The 19966-nt window shown below is 40.5% G+C and carries 19 protein-coding genes, 1 rRNA gene and 1 riboswitch; of the genes, 18 read left to right on the plus strand and 2 right to left on the minus strand.

All coding sequences use genetic code 11. From position 1 onward, the window contains the following. Nucleotides 1-95: ribosomal RNA gene (gene rrf / locus ACIQ2D_RS14300) — 5S ribosomal RNA — on the plus strand; the annotation flags it as partial. A gap of 184 nt (nucleotides 96-279) precedes the next feature. On the opposite strand, the gene ACIQ2D_RS14305 is transcribed toward rrf, so the two are convergent. Beyond that, a complete protein-coding gene (locus ACIQ2D_RS14305; protein ID WP_402865117.1) occupies nucleotides 280-972 on the minus strand; it encodes a hypothetical protein in 693 nt (230 codons plus the stop codon). 160 nt (nucleotides 973-1132) lie between these two features. Between ACIQ2D_RS14305 and ACIQ2D_RS14310 the strand changes: the two genes are divergently transcribed. From ACIQ2D_RS14310 to purD, 13 genes are all read left to right on the plus strand, one after another. Next, on the plus strand, nucleotides 1133-1327 hold the full coding sequence (locus tag ACIQ2D_RS14310; protein ID WP_402865119.1) for an NETI motif-containing protein: 195 nt from the start codon (nucleotides 1133-1135) through the stop codon (nucleotides 1325-1327). A gap of 92 nt (nucleotides 1328-1419) precedes the next feature. Then, nucleotides 1420-1518: riboswitch (purine riboswitch) on the plus strand. A gap of 210 nt (nucleotides 1519-1728) precedes the next feature. Further along, entirely contained in the window at nucleotides 1729-2217 is a 489-nt protein-coding gene (gene purE / locus ACIQ2D_RS14315; protein WP_402865120.1) for a 5-(carboxyamino)imidazole ribonucleotide mutase, read from the plus strand. Next, on the plus strand, nucleotides 2214-3338 hold the full coding sequence (purK, locus tag ACIQ2D_RS14320) for a 5-(carboxyamino)imidazole ribonucleotide synthase (RefSeq protein WP_402865122.1): 1125 nt from the start codon (nucleotides 2214-2216) through the stop codon (nucleotides 3336-3338). Before purE ends, purK begins: the two co-directional genes overlap by 4 nt. Before the next feature lie 13 nt (nucleotides 3339-3351). Beyond that, a complete protein-coding gene (gene purB, locus ACIQ2D_RS14325) occupies nucleotides 3352-4647 on the plus strand; it encodes an adenylosuccinate lyase (RefSeq protein ID WP_402865124.1) in 1296 nt (431 codons plus the stop codon). Nucleotides 4648-4782: 135 nt separating this feature from the next. Beyond that, entirely contained in the window at nucleotides 4783-5493 is a 711-nt protein-coding gene (purC, locus tag ACIQ2D_RS14330; protein WP_402865126.1) for a phosphoribosylaminoimidazolesuccinocarboxamide synthase, read from the plus strand. A gap of 1 nt (nucleotide 5494) precedes the next feature. Beyond that, a complete protein-coding gene (purS, locus tag ACIQ2D_RS14335) occupies nucleotides 5495-5743 on the plus strand; it encodes a phosphoribosylformylglycinamidine synthase subunit PurS (protein WP_402865128.1) in 249 nt (82 codons plus the stop codon). Nucleotides 5744-5745: 2 nt separating this feature from the next. After that, nucleotides 5746-6429, plus strand: a complete 684-nt coding sequence (gene purQ, locus ACIQ2D_RS14340; RefSeq protein WP_402865130.1) for a phosphoribosylformylglycinamidine synthase subunit PurQ — start codon at nucleotides 5746-5748, stop codon at nucleotides 6427-6429. After that, the gene (gene purL / locus ACIQ2D_RS14345) at nucleotides 6416-8650 is read left to right on the plus strand and encodes a phosphoribosylformylglycinamidine synthase subunit PurL (protein WP_402865132.1); all 2235 of its coding nucleotides are present in this window, start codon (nucleotides 6416-6418) and stop codon (nucleotides 8648-8650) included. Before purQ ends, purL begins: the two co-directional genes overlap by 14 nt. Then, on the plus strand, nucleotides 8626-10050 hold the full coding sequence (gene purF, locus ACIQ2D_RS14350) for an amidophosphoribosyltransferase (RefSeq protein WP_402865133.1): 1425 nt from the start codon (nucleotides 8626-8628) through the stop codon (nucleotides 10048-10050). Before purL ends, purF begins: the two co-directional genes overlap by 25 nt. A gap of 118 nt (nucleotides 10051-10168) precedes the next feature. Further along, nucleotides 10169-11224 (plus strand): phosphoribosylformylglycinamidine cyclo-ligase, encoded by a 1056-nt coding sequence (gene purM / locus ACIQ2D_RS14355; RefSeq protein ID WP_402865135.1) that lies wholly within the window; start codon nucleotides 10169-10171, stop codon nucleotides 11222-11224. After that, nucleotides 11224-11793 carry a phosphoribosylglycinamide formyltransferase gene (purN, locus tag ACIQ2D_RS14360; RefSeq protein ID WP_402865137.1) on the plus strand — a complete coding sequence of 190 codons (570 nt, stop codon included), beginning with the start codon at nucleotides 11224-11226 and terminating at the stop codon, nucleotides 11791-11793. Before purM ends, purN begins: the two co-directional genes overlap by 1 nt. An 87-nt stretch (nucleotides 11794-11880) precedes the next feature. After that, nucleotides 11881-13407: a bifunctional phosphoribosylaminoimidazolecarboxamide formyltransferase/IMP cyclohydrolase gene (gene purH / locus ACIQ2D_RS14365; RefSeq protein ID WP_402865139.1), complete on the plus strand. Its 1527-nt coding sequence runs from the start codon at nucleotides 11881-11883 to the stop codon at nucleotides 13405-13407. Nucleotides 13408-13990: 583 nt separating this feature from the next. Next, nucleotides 13991-15247 (plus strand): phosphoribosylamine--glycine ligase, encoded by a 1257-nt coding sequence (gene purD, locus ACIQ2D_RS14370; RefSeq protein WP_402865141.1) that lies wholly within the window; start codon nucleotides 13991-13993, stop codon nucleotides 15245-15247. Between the two features lie 46 nt (nucleotides 15248-15293). Here the strand turns inward: purD and ACIQ2D_RS14375 are convergent, their stop codons facing one another. Beyond that, a complete protein-coding gene (locus ACIQ2D_RS14375) occupies nucleotides 15294-15713 on the minus strand; it encodes a hypothetical protein (RefSeq protein WP_402865143.1) in 420 nt (139 codons plus the stop codon). 193 nt (nucleotides 15714-15906) lie between these two features. Here ACIQ2D_RS14375 and ACIQ2D_RS14380 point away from each other — a divergent pair, with 193 nt between their 5' ends. The 4 genes from ACIQ2D_RS14380 to pcrB all read left to right on the plus strand — a co-directional run bounded on the left by ACIQ2D_RS14380 (nucleotide 15907) and on the right by pcrB (nucleotide 19877). After that, nucleotides 15907-17628 carry an adenine deaminase C-terminal domain-containing protein gene (locus tag ACIQ2D_RS14380; protein WP_402865145.1) on the plus strand — a complete coding sequence of 574 codons (1722 nt, stop codon included), beginning with the start codon at nucleotides 15907-15909 and terminating at the stop codon, nucleotides 17626-17628. A gap of 47 nt (nucleotides 17629-17675) precedes the next feature. Then, nucleotides 17676-18719: a DUF3048 domain-containing protein gene (locus ACIQ2D_RS14385; RefSeq protein ID WP_402865147.1), complete on the plus strand. Its 1044-nt coding sequence runs from the start codon at nucleotides 17676-17678 to the stop codon at nucleotides 18717-18719. Nucleotides 18720-18734: 15 nt separating this feature from the next. Continuing rightward, on the plus strand, nucleotides 18735-19067 hold the full coding sequence (locus tag ACIQ2D_RS14390) for a YerC/YecD family TrpR-related protein (RefSeq protein WP_402865149.1): 333 nt from the start codon (nucleotides 18735-18737) through the stop codon (nucleotides 19065-19067). A 120-nt stretch (nucleotides 19068-19187) separates the two neighbouring features. Next, nucleotides 19188-19877, plus strand: coding sequence for a heptaprenylglyceryl phosphate synthase (gene pcrB / locus ACIQ2D_RS14395; protein ID WP_402865151.1), 690 nt, complete (start codon nucleotides 19188-19190; stop codon nucleotides 19875-19877). Nucleotides 19878-19966: the final 89 nt, after the last annotated feature.

The raw sequence follows: 19966 nt of genomic DNA on the forward strand, positions 1-19966 counted from the left end.
GTCACACCCGTTCCCATACCGAACACGGAAGTTAAGCTCTTTAGCGCCGATGGTAGTTGGGGGCTTCCCCCTGTGAGAGTAGGACGTCGCTAGGCACATGAAAAACAGTCAACTATATGTTGGCTGTTTTTTTATGCGAATTTTATATATCGAGATACTTTTCAATCACATGCAATGTAGGCTATACATAAAGGCAGCTTAGTCATCAAAATTTTATGAGTGATTAAGCTGCCTTTAAATTTAAACAGTTATTCAATAGAAACCTACCTGAAAGAGTTACTAATCATTCCTATCCTCATTGTTTTCTTGTTTTTCTTTTGCTATATCCTCGCTTGATTTATCCTCAAATGTCGTATCACTAAAATCCTCTATTTTTTCAGCAACTGCTTCCTGCGTGTCTTGAATACGATTTTCTAGATTAGAAAGCTTTTCATATTTACGATCAATAAATATACCTCGATTAGCGTCTAAATTAACTTCGCTTTCTAGACGATGCTGTTCACGTTTTAATGCATCGTTAGTTGTATGTAACGTTTTAGCTTGATCTAAAAGTGTAGTTTTCACTAATAGTTCGTCAGTAGGAGTTGCTGAATGTTTGCCAGCGACTTGCATGTCTTCATTTGGTTTTTTCTGTTCAACTATCTGTTGTTCTGCAATCTGTGCGTCAATTTCGGCAATCTGCTTTTCAAATTCTTTTAGCTGCTCCTTAATCGATGTAATATCCTCACCGTTATCTATAGTACGCTCAGTCAAATTGCTTTTCATTTCCTGGATATTTTCACGTTGTTTTATTAAGCTCTCGATAAGATTTGTTTTGTGTTGTTGACCTTTAAATAAATTTCGGGCTTGTTGGCCAATTGTTAATTTATCTTTTTGGACACGATATTGTGTTTGTAGTATGTTCTTTTTTGAGGCTGACATAGTAGTAGTTTTATAGAAATTGATTGTTTCTTTACCAGTATTAATTTTCATTTTTTCACCTCTTTCATAAATGTATCGACTTTTTTTTTGTAGTTTAAAGTATACAATTAATTGTTATAAAATCTTACCTTCCCTATTAAGGATAACAATGTATAATTGGGTTTAAGTGAGGAAATCTATAAATGATACGAGAAGTGGAAGGAAGGACAACTTGGGAAAAAAGCAAATTTGGTATGAAGTAGAAGAAAATGAAACTATAGAAGAATGTTTGGCTCGAATGGAAAAGGATGGTTATATAGCGATGGGAAGAAAAGAAGAACCTGTCTTTCATATCGTAAATGGAGAACCAACGTATTTACGTCAAAAAATACAATTTAAAGCGATGTTATGTCAAGATTTTGAGTAGATATGACCGAAAACCGAACAATGCCATTTGGTGAAAATAAAACGTTCGCATTTTAGCATTGACGATAGTGTGTTCAATTGTTAAAATATGATAAGGAAAAACAATTAAATCCCCATATATGCTAGAGGATGGGCTCTAGTGTCTCTACCCGGCACCGTAAATGCCGGACTATGCGGGAAAGCAACTTTTGGCATGTTACGGGAAGGTGGATTACTAATGTGTAAATCTGCGTATTCTTTTCATCAATTGTCCTTAAGTAAGCTGCTTTCACGTGTACTGTAGAGAGTAGTTTATTTGAGGGTTTTTTTGTGCAGAAAAGTAAAAAATGCAGTGGCTATTGAAAAATAGTGGCGTGCACAACAATCGATCATTTTTCTATCGTTTAAAAGGAGCGACAATTCATGAATCCGAAAATCGGTGTCATTATGGGTAGTTCGAGTGACTGGGAAACAATGAAACATGCTTGTGATATTTTAGATGAATTACAAGTACCGTACGAGAAAAAGGTAGTATCTGCGCACCGTACACCTGACTTAATGTTTGAATATGCTGAAGCAGCAAGAGAACGCGGCATTCAAGTTATTATTGCAGGGGCTGGTGGTGCAGCGCATTTACCAGGAATGGTGGCAGCAAAAACAACATTGCCTGTTATAGGAGTGCCAGTGCAATCTCGTGCACTTAACGGTCTTGATTCATTATTATCCATTGTACAGATGCCAGGTGGTGTACCTGTAGCAACTGTTGCGATAGGTAAAGCGGGAGCAACGAATGCAGGTTTGCTTGCAGTGCAGATTTTGTCGACAACAGATTCAGAGCTTGCTAACAAACTAGATGCTAGACGCGAGGCGACGAAGCAACAAGTATTAGAAAGCACAGGTGACCTAGTGTGACAAAGATCATTTATCCCGGTCAAACGATAGGTATTATCGGTGGTGGGCAACTTGGACGTATGATGGCACTTGCAGCAAAAGAAGCAGGCTATAAAATTGCTGTACTTGAGCCATCCATGGATTCACCATGTGGACAAGTAGCAGACATTCGCATTCTAGCGCCATACGATGATGAAGCAGCGTTAGAGGAACTAGCAGAAGTAAGTGATGTGATCACGTACGAGTTTGAAAACATTGATTATGAAGGCTTGAAACGTTTAACAGAAATGGCATATGTGCCACAGGGTGCTGAATTAGTACGTATTACACAAGATCGTGTGATAGAGAAAGCGGCGATTGTAGAAGCAGGTTCCCCAGTTGCGCCATATGTTGTTGCTAGTACATATGCAGAGCTAGTAGAAAATATTGAAACAATCGGTTATCCGTGTATTGTGAAAACAGCAAGAGGTGGCTATGACGGAAAAGGACAGCAACTCTTAAAGTCAGCAGCTGATCTTCCGTTGGCTGAAGAGCTTTTTACACATTCACAATGTATTGCAGAAGGCTTTGTTCCTTTTGTGAAGGAAGTTTCAGTTATTGTACAACGTAATGGCGAAGGTGAATCATATTGTCAGCCGGTTGGCGAAAATATTCATGTGCATCATATTTTACATGAAACGATTGTGCCAGCTCGTATCCATGAGGCGACAGCACAGGCTGCTGAACGTGAAGCAATGAAAATTGCTGATTATTTAGATCTTGTGGGTACACTAGCAGTGGAGATGTTCGTCTTAGAGAATGGCGACATTGTCATTAATGAGTTAGCGCCAAGACCGCATAATTCAGGCCACTATTCAATAGAAGCATGTAATGTATCACAATTCCATCAACACATTCGAGCTGTTTGTGGTTGGCCATTGCGCAAACCAGAGTTATGGGCACCAACTATCATGGTGAACGTTCTAGGACAGCACGTAATGTCACTTAGTAATTCAATTGCAAAATATCCTGATTGGTCTTTACATCTTTACGGCAAAGCTGAAGCTAAAGTAAACCGTAAGATGGGCCACGTAACGATTATGACAAAAGATTTGGCACATACTTTACAAGAAATCGAACATTCTGGCATCTGGTCAGAATAGAAGGAGAAACGCGATGATCGAACGTTACACAAGACCCGAAATGGGCGCAATTTGGACAGAACAAAACAAATACCAAGCTTGGTTAGAGGTAGAAATATTAGCCTGTGAAGCTTGGGCAGAAATTGGTGACATTCCAAAAGCAGATGTAGCAAAAATTCGTGAAAATGCTTCATTTGATGTTGATCGTATTTTAGAAATTGAGAAAGAAACAAGACACGACGTTGTAGCCTTTACACGTGCCGTATCTGAAACACTTGGTGAGGAACGTAAATGGGTACATTACGGTTTAACATCAACAGACGTTGTAGATACAGCTCTTTCTTATTTGATTAAACAAGCAAATGATATTTTACGAAAAGATATTGTGAACTTTATTGATATTATTGCGGCGAAAGCGAAAGAACATAAACATACGGTAATGATGGGCCGTACACACGGTGTTCACGCAGAGCCAACGACTTTCGGTTTAAAACTAGGGTTATGGTACGAAGAAATGAAGCGTAACCTTGAACGTTTTGAAGCAGCAGCTAAAGTTATTGAAACTGGTAAAATGTCTGGCGCTGTTGGGACATATGCAAATATTGACCCACGCGTAGAACAATATGTATGCGACAAGCTTGGTCTTAGTGCATCACCTATTTCAACACAAACGCTGCAACGCGATCGTCATGCGCAGTACTTAGGTGCCCTAGCTTTAGTAGCAACGTCAATTGAAAAGTTCGCAACCGAGATTCGCGGTTTGCAAAAATCAGAAACAAGAGAAGTAGAAGAAGCCTTTGCAAAAGGTCAAAAAGGTTCATCAGCTATGCCACATAAGCGTAATCCAATCGGTTCTGAAAACATGGTTGGTCTGTCACGTTTAATGCGAGGTTATATGGTGACAGCTTATGAAAACGTGGCGTTATGGCATGAGCGTGACATCTCACATTCTTCTGCAGAGCGCGTGATTTTACCAGATGCGACAATTACATTGAATTACATGTTAAATCGCTTCGGTAACATCGTGAAAAACTTAACAGTATTCCCTGAAAACATGAAACGTAATATGGGTCGCACATTTGGACTAATTTACTCTCAACGCATTTTACTTGCACTAATCGATAAAGGTTTAGCACGTGAGGACGCGTATGACACAGTACAACCATTAGCGATGCAGGCATGGGACGAGCAAGTGCAATTCCGTACATTAGTTGATGCGAGCGACAAAATCACATCATTCTTAACAAAGGAAGAGCTAGATGATTGCTTCGACTACAACTACCATTTACAACATGTAGACATGATTTTTGAACGTCTTGGATTAAATTAGTTTTATTCAGTCAGTAGATTGAATAAAGTTAGTGCCTTGACGGATGTGATGGATATTGGATCGTGCGTGCACGGTTCAATATCTACACATGAATACGCCAAGGTGTATTTGAAAATATTATGGGGGAATGACGAAATGAAGAAAGATCAACTTTTGTATGAAGGTAAAGCAAAAAAACTGTATGCAACAGAGGAGCCCGATATACTCCTAGTTGAGTACAAGGATAGTGCAACAGCATTTAATGGTGAGAAAAAAGAGGATATTGTCGGAAAAGGTGTGTTAAATAACCGTATTACGTCATTAATTTTCGAAAAATTACAAGCAAACGGAATAGCGTCACATTTCTTAAAACAATTGTCTGATACAGAACAACTTGTGAAAAAGGTCGACATTATTCCAATTGAAGTCGTAGTTCGTAACATTGCGGCTGGTAGTTTAGCGAAACGCCTTGGCTTTGAAGAAGGCACACCATTAAAACGTCCAATCGTTGAATTTTACTATAAAGATGACGAGCTAGGCGATCCGTTCATTACGACGGAGCATATTGATGTACTAGACCTTGCAACACCGGATGAAGTAACAGCAATCTATGACGGCGCAATCGCTGTTAACAAAGTACTGCAACCAATCTTTGCAGATGTAGGTGTAACGTTAATAGACTTTAAGTTAGAGTTTGGGCGTGACACGGCTGGATCGGTATTACTGGCAGATGAAATTTCACCAGACACATGCAGACTATGGGATGCGTTTACGAAGAAAAAGTTAGATAAGGACGTCTTTCGTCGTGACCTCGGTAATTTAACTGAAGTTTATACTATTATACTTACTAGACTCGGAGGCAAATAAAATGAAAAAAGTTAAAGTTTACGTAACATTACGTGAGAGTATCTTAGATCCACAAGGTTCAGCAGTAAAAGGTTCATTAACAAAAATGGGATACGGTGAAGTTGAAGATTTACGTATCGGAAAATACTTAGAATTAACAATCGCTGACTCAGCTCGTGACATGGATACACTTGTAAAAGAAATGTGCGAAAAAGTGTTAACGAACGTTGTCATTGAAGATTACCGCTACGAAGTCGAGGAGGCTAACTAATCATGAAATTCGCAGTACTCGTATTCCCTGGGTCAAACTGTGACATCGATATGTATCATGCCATTAAAGATGAACTAGGTGAAGAAGTAGAATATGTCTGGCATTCTCAAACAGATTTAAGTAGTTTTGATGGAATTCTAGTACCAGGAGGTTTCTCTTATGGAGATTACTTGCGTTGTGGTGCAATGGCCAACCAATCGAACATTATGGCTGAAGTGAAAAAAGCAGCGGATGCTGGTAAACCAGTATTAGGTGTATGTAACGGATTCCAAATCTTAACGGAAGCAGGTTTACTACCAGGTGCTTTACTACGTAACAAAAACTTAAAATTCATGTGCCGTACAGTACAACTTAAAGTTGAAAACAACAATACAATATTCACAAACCAATATGAGCAAGGTCAAGTAATTGATATTCCAATCGCACATGGTGAAGGTAACTACTACTGTGACGAGGAAACATTACAACAATTAAAAGATAACAATCAAATCGTGTTTACATACTCAGGTGAAAATCCAAACGGTTCTTTACAAGATATTGCTGGGATTGTGAATGAGCGTGGAAATGTACTAGGAATGATGCCTCACCCTGAGCGTGCAGTAGATGCACTTGTTGGTGGAGCAGACGGTCTTGCCGTATTTAAATCAATTGTAAAGCAGTGGAGGGAAAATCATGTCAACAACTAAGTTTGAGCCAACAGCAGAGCAGATTAAAGAAGAAAAGCTATACGCTGGAATGGGTATGTCAGACGAAGAATTCGCAATGGTAGAAGGTATTTTAGGTCGTCTACCAAACTGGACAGAGACAGGTCTTTTCTCAGTAATGTGGTCGGAGCATTGCTCTTACAAAAACTCAAAACCAGTGTTAAGTAAATTCCCAACTAAAGGTCCTCAAGTATTACAAGGTCCTGGTGAAGGTGCGGGGATTGTAGATATTGGCGACGAGCAAGCCGTTGTATTCAAAATGGAATCACATAATCACCCTTCAGCAATCGAACCTTACCAAGGTGCAGCAACAGGTGTTGGCGGTATTCTTCGCGATGTGTTCTCAATGGGTGCACGTCCAATCGCAATGCTAAACTCATTACGTTTTGGTGAATTAAAAACAGCGCGTGGTAAATATTTATTTGAAGAGGTAGTAGCAGGGATCGCAGGTTACGGTAACTGTATCGGGGTTCCAACAGTAGGTGGGGAAATTCAGTTCGACCCTTGCTATGAGGGTAATCCACTTGTAAATGCAATGTGTGTTGGTTTAATCGACCATAAAGATATCCAAAAAGGTGTTGCTGCAGGCGTAGGTAACACAGTAATGTACGTTGGGGCAAAAACAGGCCGTGATGGTATTCATGGTGCGACATTCTCTTCTGAAGAACTTTCAGAGGATTCAGAGGAAAGCCGTTCAGCAGTACAAGTTGGTGACCCATTCATGGAGAAACTTCTTCTTGAAGCGTGTTTAGAAGTTGTAAAATCTGACGCATTAGTAGGTATTCAAGATATGGGTGCTGCAGGTCTTACATCATCTTCAGCAGAAATGGCTTCTAAAGCAGGCACTGGTGTGGAAATGAACTTAGACTTAATTCCACAGCGTGAAACAGGTATGACAGCTTATGAAATGATGCTATCAGAATCTCAAGAGCGTATGTTACTTGTTGTAAAAGCAGGTCGTGAAGAAGACATTAAAGCAATCTTTGAAAAATACGATTTAGACGCAGTAGCTGTTGGTCGTGTAACGGATGACAAACATTTACGTTTAATCCATAACGGTGAAGTAGTTGCGGATGTACCAGCTGACGCTCTTGCAGAAGATGCACCAGTTTACCATAAGCCATCTGCTGAGCCTGCTTACTACGCTGAGTTCCAAGCAATTGAAAATGCTGAACCAGCTGTAACAGATTATAAAGAAACGTTAAACGCACTTCTTCAAGCGCCTACAATCGCGTCAAAAGAATGGGTTTACGATCAATATGATTACCAAGTACGTACGTCAACAGTTGTTGCACCAGGGTCTGATGCCGCTGTTATTCGTGTACGTGGTACAAACAAAGGTCTTGCGATGACTACTGACTGTAACTCTCGCTACATCTACCTTGACCCAGAAGTGGGCGGTGCGATTGCTGTAGCAGAAGCGGCTCGTAACATTGTAGCAACTGGTGCGACACCACTTGCGATTACAGACTGCTTAAACTTTGGTAACCCAGAGAAACCAGAAATCTTCTGGCAAATTCAAAAATCAGCTGACGGTATCGCAGCAGCTTGTACAGCGCTAAATGCACCAGTTATCGGTGGTAACGTATCGCTTTACAATGAACGTTCTGGTGAAGCAGTTTACCCGACGCCAACAATTGGTATGGTAGGTCTAGTAGAAGACTTAGCACACGTAACAACACAAGATGTGAAGGCGGCTGGCGACGTAGTATTCGTAATCGGCGATACAAAAACTGAGTTCGGTGGATCAGAGCTTCAAAAATTACTAAATAATGGCGTGATTTCAGGTAAAGCACCTGCTATCGATTTAACGGTTGAAGTGGCTCGTCAAAATGATTTATTAAAAGCGATTAAAGCTGGACTTGTAGCTTCTGCTCATGACGTTGCAGAGGGTGGACTTGCAGTAGCAATTGCAGAAAAGACATTTGGCGCAACTGGTTTAGGCGTTGATGTAACACTAGATGGATCGGCTGTAACTGTTTTATTCAGTGAAACACAATCTCGTTTTGTGGTAACGGTTAAAGAAGAAAATGCAGCTGCGTTTATAGAAACAGTAAAAGATGCACAAAAAATCGGTGTCGTAACGAACGATGCGCTTGTTAAAATCAACGGTGACAACGGTGTGCTTGTAGAGGGTACAGTGGAGGAATTCCGTTCTAATTGGAAAGGAGCAATCCCATGCTTGCTGAACTCAGAGGCTTAAACGAAGAATGTGGGGTGTTTGGTATTTGGGGTAACTCAAGTCCAGCACACCTTAGTTATTACGGGCTACATGCTCTTCAACATCGTGGACAAGAAGGAGCTGGGATCGTCGTAACTGACGGCCAGCACCTTCGCGCGGTCAAAGGGGAAGGTCTAGTAAATGATGTGTTTAATGAGGATAAACTAAAGGCTGTTAGCGGCAAAGCAGCAATTGCACATGTACGCTATACGACAGCTGGCGGTGGAGGCATTGAAAACGTGCAACCGCTTTTATTTCATTCATCAACAGGTAGCCTTTCTGTTGCCCACAACGGTAACTTAGTCAATGCCAATCACTTAAAGCAGTATTTAGAGCGTCAGGGGAGTATATTCCACTCTAGCTCTGATACAGAAGTGCTTGCGCATCTAGTTAAGAAAAGCTCACATTCGCCATTTCGTGCGAAGGTGAAAAATGCCCTTTCATTATTAAAAGGCGCATACTCGTTCTTAATTATGACGAAGGATGAAATGCTTGTGGCACGTGATCCACATGGTTTACGACCGCTATCTCTAGGTAAGCTTGGGGATGGATGGGTTGTTGCTTCTGAAACTTGTGCATTCGATTTAATCGGTGCTGAGTTTGTTCGTTCTGTTGAACCAGGTGAGTTATTAATTATTAACGATGAAGGCGTAAAGTCTGATCGTTTTGCAGATATGGCAAATCGTGCGATGTGTGCGATGGAATACGTGTACTTAGCACGTCCGGATTCTGATATTGATGGTATTAATGTACATATGGCGCGTAAACGTATGGGGAAACAACTTGCACGCGAATGCGCACATATCGAAGCAGATGTTGTGACAGGAGTTCCTGATTCAAGTATTTCTGCAGCTATTGGATTTGCTGAGGAGAGCGGAATTCCTTACGAGCTAGGGTTAATTAAAAATCGTTATGTAGGTCGTACATTCATTCAGCCGACGCAAGAATTACGTGAACGCGGCGTAAAAATGAAGCTTTCACCAGTTGTCCAAGTTGTAAAAGATAAGCGCGTGATTATGGTCGATGATTCAATTGTACGTGGAACTACTTCTCGTCGTATCGTTAACATGTTAAAAGATGCGGGCGCAGCAGAAGTACATGTTGTGATTTCTTCACCACCAATGACGGACCCTTGTTATTACGGTATTGACACATCTACACATGAGGAGCTTATTGCTTCTAGTCATAGTGTCGAAGAAATTCGTGAGGCAATCGGTGCTGATTCTCTGACATTCCTTTCTGTAGAGGGCATGGTTGAGACAATTGCACGACCATACGATGACGAAAATCGTGGACTTTGCTTAGCATGTTTCACAAGTAAATACCCAACTGAAATTTTCCCAGATACAATCTTACCGCACGAAAAAGAACTGTTACGTTAAGATGATTCACTAGCGAAAAATCTTAATGAGCTTTGGCAATTGTCGTGGATTTTGTGCCATGTTAGCATGATACGAAATCTCGAGCCAAGGCGAATTTCATTTAAAGGAGGAACTCTGCATGTCAAAAGCATATGAACAAGCAGGTGTAAATATTGAAGCAGGCTATGAAGCCGTTAAACGAATGAAGTCTCACGTTGAGCGTACAAACCGTCTAGGTGTGATGGGTACGTTCGGTGGCTTTGGTGGTATGTTTGACTTGTCAGAACTAAATCTAAAAGAACCTGTTCTTATTTCAGGTACTGATGGTGTTGGGACAAAATTAAAACTAGCATTTATGGTAGACAAACACGATACAATCGGTGTTGACTGTGTCGCTATGTGTGTCAATGATATTGTGGCACAAGGCGCAGAACCACTGTATTTCTTAGATTACGTAGCACTTGGCAAAGCAGTACCTGAAAAAATCGAGCAAATCGTTAAAGGTGTAGCAGATGGTTGTGTACAATCAGGAGCAGCTTTAATCGGTGGAGAAACGGCTGAGATGCCAGGTCTCTATGAAGAAGATGAGTATGATTTAGCTGGCTTCGCAGTAGGTGCTTGTGAAAAATCTGCCATCGTGACAGGTGAGAAAATCGTAGAAGGTGACGTGCTTGTTGGTCTTGCTTCAAGTGGCGTGCATTCAAACGGTTATTCATTAGTACGTAAAATTGTTTTCGCTGATAACGGTTATGCAGTTGATGCAGTTGTAGAAGGATTCGAGGATTTAGGTCCAATTGGAGAAGCACTTCTAGTACCAACTAAATTATATGCAAAACCAGTGCTTGCAGCATTAAAAGCAGCTGACGTTCACGGTTGTGCACACGTAACAGGTGGAGGTTTCTATGAAAACCTACCACGTATGATGCCAGCAGGATTAGCAACTGAAATTGATCTAGGTTCTTGGCCAGTACTTCGAATTTTCGAATTCTTAAAAGAAAAAGGACAATTAGAAGATAAAGATCTTTATAATGTCTTTAATATGGGTATTGGATTCGTGATCGCTGTACCAGCTGCAGAAGCGGATAAAGTCATTGCTACTGCTGAAGCCAACGGTGAAAAAGCCTACAAAATCGGTCGCGTTGTGAAAGGTGAAGGTGTTGTATTTAACGGCTCACATGATGGGAGCTTAGTGTAATGACTGCACCAACCAAAATTGCCGTATTTGCTTCAGGCAGCGGCAGTAATTTTCAAGCGATTCAAGAAGCGATTGAACGAGGCGAGTTACATGCGAAAGTCGAGCTTGTTGTCACAGACAAGCCTGGCGCATTCGTTATAACTCGTGCTGAAAACTTTGATATATCAGTTTTAGCGTTAAATCCGAAAGAGTTTGCATCAAAAGCAGATTACGAGACTGCTATTATTGAAGCATTGCGCGAATGTGGCGTTGAGTGGGTAGTTCTTGCTGGCTACATGCGTTTAATTGGCGAAGTATTGTTAGCGGCTTATCCGCAGCGTATCGTCAATATTCATCCTTCATTATTACCGTCTTTCCCAGGCAAAGATGCCATTGGACAAGCGATGGACCATGGTGTCAAAGTAACTGGCGTAACAGTTCACTTTGTCGATGAAGGAATGGACACAGGTCCAATTATCGCACAAGCTGCTGTACCAGTTGTTGTTGGTGACCGCGTGGCGACTGAAACGGCGATTCATAAAGAAGAACATTCGTTGTATACAACAGCATTGCAACAACTATTGAAATAATTAAGATTGAAGTGGATAGGTAGCATAACAATGACCTATCCCTGCTCAATCATAAATTCCAAAGAGACAAATTAGGAGGATTTTGTTGTGACAAAACGTGCATTAATTAGTGTTTCAGATAAAGCAGGTATTTTAGAATTTGCGAAGGAATTAGTCGCATTAGGTTATGAAATTTTATCAACTGGCGGTACGAAAAAAATGCTACAAGACAACAATGTAGCGGTAACAGCTGTTGACGAAGTAACAAAGTTCCCAGAAATCTTAGATGGTCGTGTGAAAACATTAAACCCAATGATTCACGGGGGATTGCTAGGGAAGTTTGACGATGCAAGCCATCAAGCTCAAATGAATGAGCATGGCATTGAGCCAATCGAAATCGTATGTGTAAACCTTTACCCATTCGTTGAAACAATTTCAAAGCCTAATGTTACATGGGACGATGCAATCGAAAATATCGATATCGGTGGACCAACAATGCTACGTTCAGCAGCGAAAAACCACCAATACGTAACGGTGATCATTGACTCGAATGACTATGCAAAAGTTTTAGCGGAGTTAAAAGCAGATGGTGCAACAACTCTTGAAACACGTAAAAAACTAGCTGCAAAAGTATTCCGTCATACGGCAGCTTATGATTCATATATCTCAAACCACTTAACAGAAGAAGAGTTCCCAGAAAGTTTAACGATTACTTATGAGTTAAAACAAAATCTTCGTTATGGTGAAAACCCTCACCAAAAAGCAGCGTTCTACCAAAAACGTCTTGGCTCTGATTTCTCTTTAGCCTATGCAACGCAATTACACGGTAAAGAATTATCATACAATAACATCCAAGATGGTAACGCAGCACTTCAAATCGTAAAGGAATTCGAAATGCCAGCAGCAGTAGCTGTGAAACATATGAATCCTTGTGGTGTTGGGACAGGCGTAACATTAGAAGAAGCGTTTGATAAAGCATATGCAGCAGATCCAACATCAATTTTTGGTGGAATTATCGCGCTTAATATGGAAGTAGACGCAGCAACAGCTGAAAAACTAAGCCATATTTTCTTAGAAATTATTATTGCGCCATCATTTACACAAGAAGCGCTTGATATTTTAACGCAGAAGAAAAATATTCGCTTACTAACAATTCCATTTGAGCAAGCAAATAAAGATAAATTTAATGTTGTATCTGTTGAAGGCGGCTTACTTGTACAAGAGCCAGACCGCTACGGATTTGCAAATGCAGATATTAAAGTAGTAACAGACCGTGAACCAACTGAACAAGAGTGGGAAGCATTACAACTTGGCTGGTCAGTTGTAAAACATGTGAAATCTAATGCTATCGTTGTAACAGACGCACATATGACTTTAGGCGTTGGTGCTGGTCAAATGAACCGTGTTGGCGCAGCGAAAATTGCGTTCGAACAAGCTGGTGAAAAAGCAAAAGGTGCAGCACTTGCATCTGACGCATTCTTCCCAATGGGCGATACTGTTGAAGCGGCTGCTGCAGCTGGGATTACAGCTATTATCCAACCAGGTGGCTCAATTAAAGACCAAGACTCTATCGATAAAGCAAATGAATTCGGCATCGCTATGGTATTTACTGGCGTACGTCATTTCAAACATTAATTTTGAAAAATAATCAGCAAAATGACTCATCACTAAAAGTCGGGATGACCTTTAGTTAAAAGCATACCAATATTAGAATGCTCATTGATTGGAGTGGAGGCTGGGCGACTCCTGGGGGATTACAATAAAGGAACGAAGGCTAAAAACGTCACATCGTGTGACAACGCCTTCGTGACCAACATCATGTTGGCCCGAGAACCTGGAGCGAGCTTGTAGGGGAACGAAGGCTAAAAGCGTCACGTCCTGTGACAACGCCTTCGTGACCAACATCCTGTAGCCCCGAAGCGGCTCATCAGACGCCCCCCGGAAAGCGCCCGGCCGGAACGGAAATCAAGTTATGGTGACGAACCAACAATATACAGACACTTTAACCGAGATGGTGGTACATCTCGGTTTTACCTTCATTCAGCTGAATGAAGGTAAAGCCTCCGGCGGATGTCACAGATTTTGAAGGGAGTTAATTGTGCAAGCACAATTCAAAATCTGGACGCATTGTTTATCTGCGCGAAAGCAAAGTGACAACGAAGCGTCAGCGGCAAATACGCCAAGGCGAATTTGATTTACAAAGGGAGGATTTATCCACATGAACGTATTAGTAATCGGAAGCGGCGGTCGTGAGCATGCAATTGCCAAACAATTTAGCATCTCTCCGTCGGTAGAAAAAGTATTCGTAGCACCAGGTAATGATGGTATGCGCGGAGACGCAGAAGTAGTAGCAATCGATGCAATGGATTTTGCAGGCCTTGCACAATTTGCAAAAGAAAACGCAGTAGTCTTAACATTTGTAGGTCCTGAGCAACCACTTGCTGGTGGGATTGTAGACTTCTTCACAGAGCGTGGTTTACGCGCGTTTGGTCCAACGAAAGCAGCGGCTCAAATCGAAGGCAGTAAATCGTACGCAAAAGAAATTATGAATAAATATAATATTCCAACTGCCGCACACGAAACATTTACAGAGGCAGATAAAGCAGCAGCATACATTAAAGAGCAAGGTGCACCAATTGTTATTAAAGCGGACGGCTTAGCGGCTGGTAAAGGTGTAATCGTTGCTATGACGGAAGAAGAAGCGATTGAAGCGGTGCAAGATATGATTGGTAATCAACGCTTTGGCGAATCTTCATCTCGCGTTGTTGTAGAAGAATTTTTAGATGGCGAAGAATTCTCATTCATGTCGTTTGTTCATAAGGGGCAAATTTATCCGATGGTGATTGCACAGGACCACAAACGTGCATACGACGGCGATAAAGGTCCAAACACTGGTGGTATGGGCGCTTATTCACCAGTTCCACAAATTGCACAAGATGTTGTCGACCGTTCTTATAAAGAAATTGTTGAGCCAACAGTAGCAGCTATGGAACAAGAAGGTGTGTCGTTCACAGGTATTTTATATGCTGGCTTAATTTTAACGAAAAACGGTCCTAAAGTAATTGAGTTCAACGCACGCTTCGGTGACCCTGAAACACAAGTAGTATTACCACGTATGGCATCTGATTTTGGCGCATTCATGACAGCCTTAATGGACGAAAAACTGTTCGATCTACAATGGTCAGAGGATGCTATGTTAGGTGTGGTTATTGCGGCTGAGGGATATCCTGGCGATGTTGAAAAAGGTAATGCATTACCAAATCTAGCTGCACTATCCTCTTCACATGATGTGTTCCACGCAGGGACAAAATTAGTAGATGACAAGTTCGTTGGTAATGGTGGGCGTGTGCTATTAGTGGGTGCAAAAGCGGCAACATTAAAAGAAGCACAAGAAAAAGTGTATGCAGGTATTGCGACTGAGGAATGGGCAAACTTCTTCTTCCGTAAAGATATCGGTTGGCGAACATTTAAGTAATTAAGTCCATAAAAAACATGTCTCGCGATGAGACATGTTTTTGTTTTTAAGAAGGATTCTGTGTTTTGTTTGTGGAATTTGTATTGTCTGATGTGTTTTGCTTTTTTTCTGTCGCGTCGTTTGTTTTCGTAGTTGCCGGTTTATTTTCATTGGCATTACTTGAAAAAGCAGCAGAGAAATCTTTCATTAATTTATTCACGTCATCAGATGTCATAGAATTCTGACCACTGAGCATACTTTGCATAGTAGTGGACATGGCACTTTGCATGTTCGTGCTTAGCATTGCCTTTGTTGGGCAGTATTTAAAAATACCCTCTGCCATTTTCATGGCACCAAGGGCAATCATTAATTTGCCGGAAGTACAGTCAGGATTTCGTGAAACTTTAGCGATACCAAACGCGGTCATACTAGTACCTAAGAAAAAACGACAAAATGCATTTCTCTCACTTAAATTGGACTGTTGCAATATAAATTACCTCCTTTAGATTTTAGTGGTAAAATAACAAGCGGGCACTTTGCTTTACGAAAGTGCTGTGTTACGATTAAAACAAGATGGCTACATAAGCATAAAAGTTTAGGAGCTTATGCGATTGTAGTATGCGTTGTTTAAAATGATTTACACAAAGAAATATTACGTAATATAGGAAGGGGCGATTTTGATGAATCCAGTATGGAAAATTACAGAGCTTCGTCAACAATTAGCAGTAATAGACGGGAAAAAAGCGCCGGACATTGTTTTGAAAAATGCGCGTTATTTACATAGCATGCTGAAACAATGGATTGAAGGTAACATTTGGATTTTAGGTGATCGTATTGTTTATGCAGGTGACAAAATGCCTCCTTTCATAGATGGTACTGAAGTGGTGGATTGTACTGGGAAAACAATCGTGCCAGGCTATATTGAACCACATGTACATCCATTTCAACTTTATCATCCACAGTCATTTGCTGATTTTTGTGGCCAACTTGGTACAACGACATTTATCTCGGATAATTTGAGTTTTGCATTGGCTTTAGAAAACAAGAAAGCGTTTTCAATATTAGGTGATTTAAAGAAACTGCCATTTTCATTTTATTGGTGGGCACGTTTCGATTCGCAAACAGAGATGGAGCAAGAGGAAGAAATTTTCTCGAATACATCCATTTCAGAATGGCTAGAACGTGATGATGTTCTGCTCGGTGGCGAATTAACAGGTTGGCCGCGTTTGTTACAAGGTGATGATCGAATGCTGTACCGTATGCAAATGGCAAAGAGCGTGGGTAAAAAGATTGAAGGTCATTTTCCAGGTGCATCAGAACGTACATTAGCACGCATGAAGTTACTTGGTGCAGATGGGGATCATGAAGCGATGACGGTCGAGGAAGTGGAAAGACGTATATTACAAGGCTTTGCGGTAACGCTTCGCCATTCATCAATTCGACCTGATTTACCGAATCTGTTAAAAGGTATTATTGAAAAAGAACTTCCTATTTTCGATCATTTAATGATGACAACGGACGGCTCTACGCCTACGTTCCACCAAGATGGCGTTATGGATAAGTGTATTCAAGTAGCATTAGATGCAGGTGTATCACCAATTGATGCGTATCAAATGGCTTCATATAATACAGCACGCTATTACAATATGTCGAATTTACATGGATTCATCGCAACTGGTCGTTTTGCATCGCTCAATATTTTACAAGATGAATGGCATCCTGTTCCGGAAAGCGTGCTGTCGAAAGGGGTTTGGCTCAAACGTGATGGAGAACGAGTGCAAAGGCTGAGTAAGATTGATTATTCGGCGATTCCAGAATTTAATTTAGATTTTAGTCTAACATCTGAAAATTTTCAGTTCTCTATGCCGTTTGGAATTGAAATGGTCAACGATGTTATTACGAAACCATATAATTCAACGATTGCAAAGGAGAACCAGCTATCAAATCATGATGAATGCTATCTTATGCTCATAGATAGAAAGGGTAAATGGCATGTGAATACAATGATTAAGGGCTTTGCTACAGATCTACAAGGTTTCGCATCTTCCTACTCGAATACAGGTGATATTTTGCTCATCGGTAAAAATATAGCGGATATGGAAAAAGCATTCGAAGAGATGAAAGCAATGCGTGGTGGAATTGTACTTGTTGAAAAGGGTGAAGTTGTAGCTAGCCTCCCACTTACTATTGGTGGATTGTTATATGAGGGGAACGTTGAAGATTTAATAGAGCAAGAGATTGTATTAAAACAAGCTTTAGCAGAGCGAGGATATCATCTTGGAGACGCAATTTACTCGCTATTATTTTTACAATCGACGCATTTACCTTATATTCGTATTACGCAAAAAGGAATTTTCGATGTGATGAAAAATAAGCTATTATTACCAGCTGTAATGCTTTAATAGCATACAAAGATTGGGCGCAATTGACTTTAGGGAGGATATTATCTGTGTTTAAATCAAATAAGTTATTTATGGCTTTAGCAGTTAGCGCTTTATTCATCGGGGGATGCTCGAAGGAAAAAGAAGCGGAAGAAACACCAAAAGAAGAAAAGCCACCAGTTGTAGAGACTGTTGTTGAAGAGGTACATGTAGCACCGTTAACAGGAGAGGTTGTAGAAGAAGAAATCACACAACGTCCGATAATCGTGACAGTGAATAATCATCCTCAAGCCCGACCGCAGTCGGGTATAGCTGAAGCTGATATTATTTATGAAATGCTTGCAGAAGGTAATGTCACTCGCTTTTTAGCAGTCTACCAAAGTGCTTTACCTGAAAAAGTAGGGCCGGTGCGTAGTGCACGTAATTATTTTGTTGATATTGCTAAAGCCTATGATGCGTTTTACGTTGCCCATGGGTATAGCCCAGAGGCAAAGTCGATGCTTAGCAACAATGTAGTCGACAATATTAATGGGATGAACTATGATGGTACTTTGTTTAAACGCTCGACAGATCGTGTAGCACCGCATAATTCTTATATTTCCTCTGAAAATATATTAAAAGGCGCGGAAAAAGTAGGCGCTTCAATGAATTACAGTGAAAAAGTAGTTCAGGCTTTTTATGAACCTGATGAACATGGTAAGATAGGCATTGAAACAAGTCAAGTTGACGTTTACTATGGGAATAATAAGTCTTTCCACAATACTTATGTGTACGATCATCAAAACAATCATTATGAACGACAATCGGCAGGCGAAACTACAAAAGATTTGTTGACAGGCGATGCATTGACATTTGCGAATGTGTTATTTTTCGAAATGAACCATAAAACAATTGATAATGTAGGTCGACAAGATATTGATCTAACATCTGGTGGAAATGCGTACGTATTTCAGAATGGCTATTTGAGAGAAGTCAAATGGGCAAATGTAGATGGAATTCCAATGGCGGTTGAAGAGTCTGGGGAGCTTGTGAAGCTTGTGCCAGGAAAGTCTTGGGTTCATTTCGTACCATCCTCACCGGGGTTACAAGCAATAGTTAAAACGCAGCCTTAAAGGGAGGAAAGTTATATGCAAATCGAAAAAATTCGGGGGCATCAAACAGATCAATTATTTAAAGCCGTGTTAGAGCTTAATGATATTGAAGAATGCTATAAATTTTTTGACGACTTATGTACGATTAGTGAGATTCAATCACTGGCACAACGTTTTGAAGTGGCGCATTTATTACGTCTGAAGAAAACGTATGAATCCATTAAAAAGGAAACGGGTGCAAGTACTGCAACTATTTCACGTGTACGCCGTTGCTTCGATTATGGGAACGATACATATGATGAAATGCTAGGTCGTCTGTATCCTGATGAAAAGCCATTCCAAGCACCAAAAGAGTCAAATCATAAATAAGTCAATAGAGAGACTGGGTAGAACTTCTGCTCAGTCTTTTTCATTTTTTTGTGGTGTTGCTTCGGCTATACTTATTAATGAATATATATAAATAGAAAAGCTAGATAGGTGGTAATATAGATGGAATATTTAGAGTGGAGACATGTGTTCAAACTTGATCCAGCAAAAGAAATCTCTGAAGAGGCGTTAGAAAAAATCTGTGAATCAGGTACCGATGTCATCTTAGTCGGTGGCACTGACGGTATAACACTTGATAATGTGCTTGATTTATTAGTACGTGTACGTCGTTTTACGGTGCCGGTTGCTCTGGAAATTTCGACTGTTGAATCGGTTACGCCTGGTTATGATTATTATTTCATTCCAACAGTATTAAACAGTGATGACCCAAAATGGATTAAAAACTTACATCACGAGGCGATTAAAGAGTACGGGGATATTATGGTATGGGAAGAGCTTGTGGCAGAAGGGTATTGTATTTTAAATCCTGATTGTAAAGTGGCAAAACAAACGGGTGCAAATACGGATTTATCGGTAGACGATGTTATTGCATATGCACGTATGGCAGAAAACTTCTTTAAACTTCCTGTATTTTATGTAGAATATAGCGGCATGTATGGCGATATTGAAATTGTACAAGCTGTAAAAAATGAATTGAATCATACAAAGCTCTTTTATGGTGGAGGCATTACATCTGCAAAACAAGCGGAGGAAATGGCGAAGTACGCAGATACAGTAATTGTCGGCAATATTATTTATGACGATCTAAAGGCTGCTCTTGCTACTGTTAAGGCTGTTAAAAGTACGATATAATTAAGAACAAACGTTTGTGTATCTTCGTTCATCTGGCGCTTTAAAGCTAGTTGAATAAAGTGAAAGCCCCAGGTAGTGGTTTAATGTAC

Origin of the sequence: Lysinibacillus sp. NPDC097287 (assembly GCF_044761695.1) — a bacterium.
In the GTDB taxonomy this organism is placed as follows: Bacteria; Bacillota; Bacilli; order Bacillales_A; family Planococcaceae; genus Lysinibacillus.

What these genes read in the sequence shown, in the direction of transcription:
- ACIQ2D_RS14305 (WP_402865117.1), bottom strand. Translation starts at nt 972, where the DNA reads ATGAAAATTAATACTGGTAAAGAAACAATCAATTTCTATAAAACTACT.
- purE (WP_402865120.1), top strand. Translation starts at nt 1,729, where the DNA reads ATGAATCCGAAAATCGGTGTCATTATGGGTAGTTCGAGTGACTGGGAA.
- purB (WP_402865124.1), top strand. Translation starts at nt 3,352, where the DNA reads ATGATCGAACGTTACACAAGACCCGAAATGGGCGCAATTTGGACAGAA.
- purC (WP_402865126.1), top strand. Translation starts at nt 4,783, where the DNA reads ATGAAGAAAGATCAACTTTTGTATGAAGGTAAAGCAAAAAAACTGTAT.
- purS (WP_402865128.1), top strand. Translation starts at nt 5,495, where the DNA reads ATGAAAAAAGTTAAAGTTTACGTAACATTACGTGAGAGTATCTTAGAT.
- purQ (WP_402865130.1), top strand. Translation starts at nt 5,746, where the DNA reads ATGAAATTCGCAGTACTCGTATTCCCTGGGTCAAACTGTGACATCGAT.
- purL (WP_402865132.1), top strand. Translation starts at nt 6,416, where the DNA reads ATGTCAACAACTAAGTTTGAGCCAACAGCAGAGCAGATTAAAGAAGAA.
- purF (WP_402865133.1), top strand. Translation starts at nt 8,626, where the DNA reads ATGCTTGCTGAACTCAGAGGCTTAAACGAAGAATGTGGGGTGTTTGGT.
- purM (WP_402865135.1), top strand. Translation starts at nt 10,169, where the DNA reads ATGTCAAAAGCATATGAACAAGCAGGTGTAAATATTGAAGCAGGCTAT.
- purN (WP_402865137.1), top strand. Translation starts at nt 11,224, where the DNA reads ATGACTGCACCAACCAAAATTGCCGTATTTGCTTCAGGCAGCGGCAGT.
- purD (WP_402865141.1), top strand. Translation starts at nt 13,991, where the DNA reads ATGAACGTATTAGTAATCGGAAGCGGCGGTCGTGAGCATGCAATTGCC.
- ACIQ2D_RS14380 (WP_402865145.1), top strand. Translation starts at nt 15,907, where the DNA reads ATGAATCCAGTATGGAAAATTACAGAGCTTCGTCAACAATTAGCAGTA.
- ACIQ2D_RS14390 (WP_402865149.1), top strand. Translation starts at nt 18,735, where the DNA reads ATGCAAATCGAAAAAATTCGGGGGCATCAAACAGATCAATTATTTAAA.
- pcrB (WP_402865151.1), top strand. Translation starts at nt 19,188, where the DNA reads ATGGAATATTTAGAGTGGAGACATGTGTTCAAACTTGATCCAGCAAAA.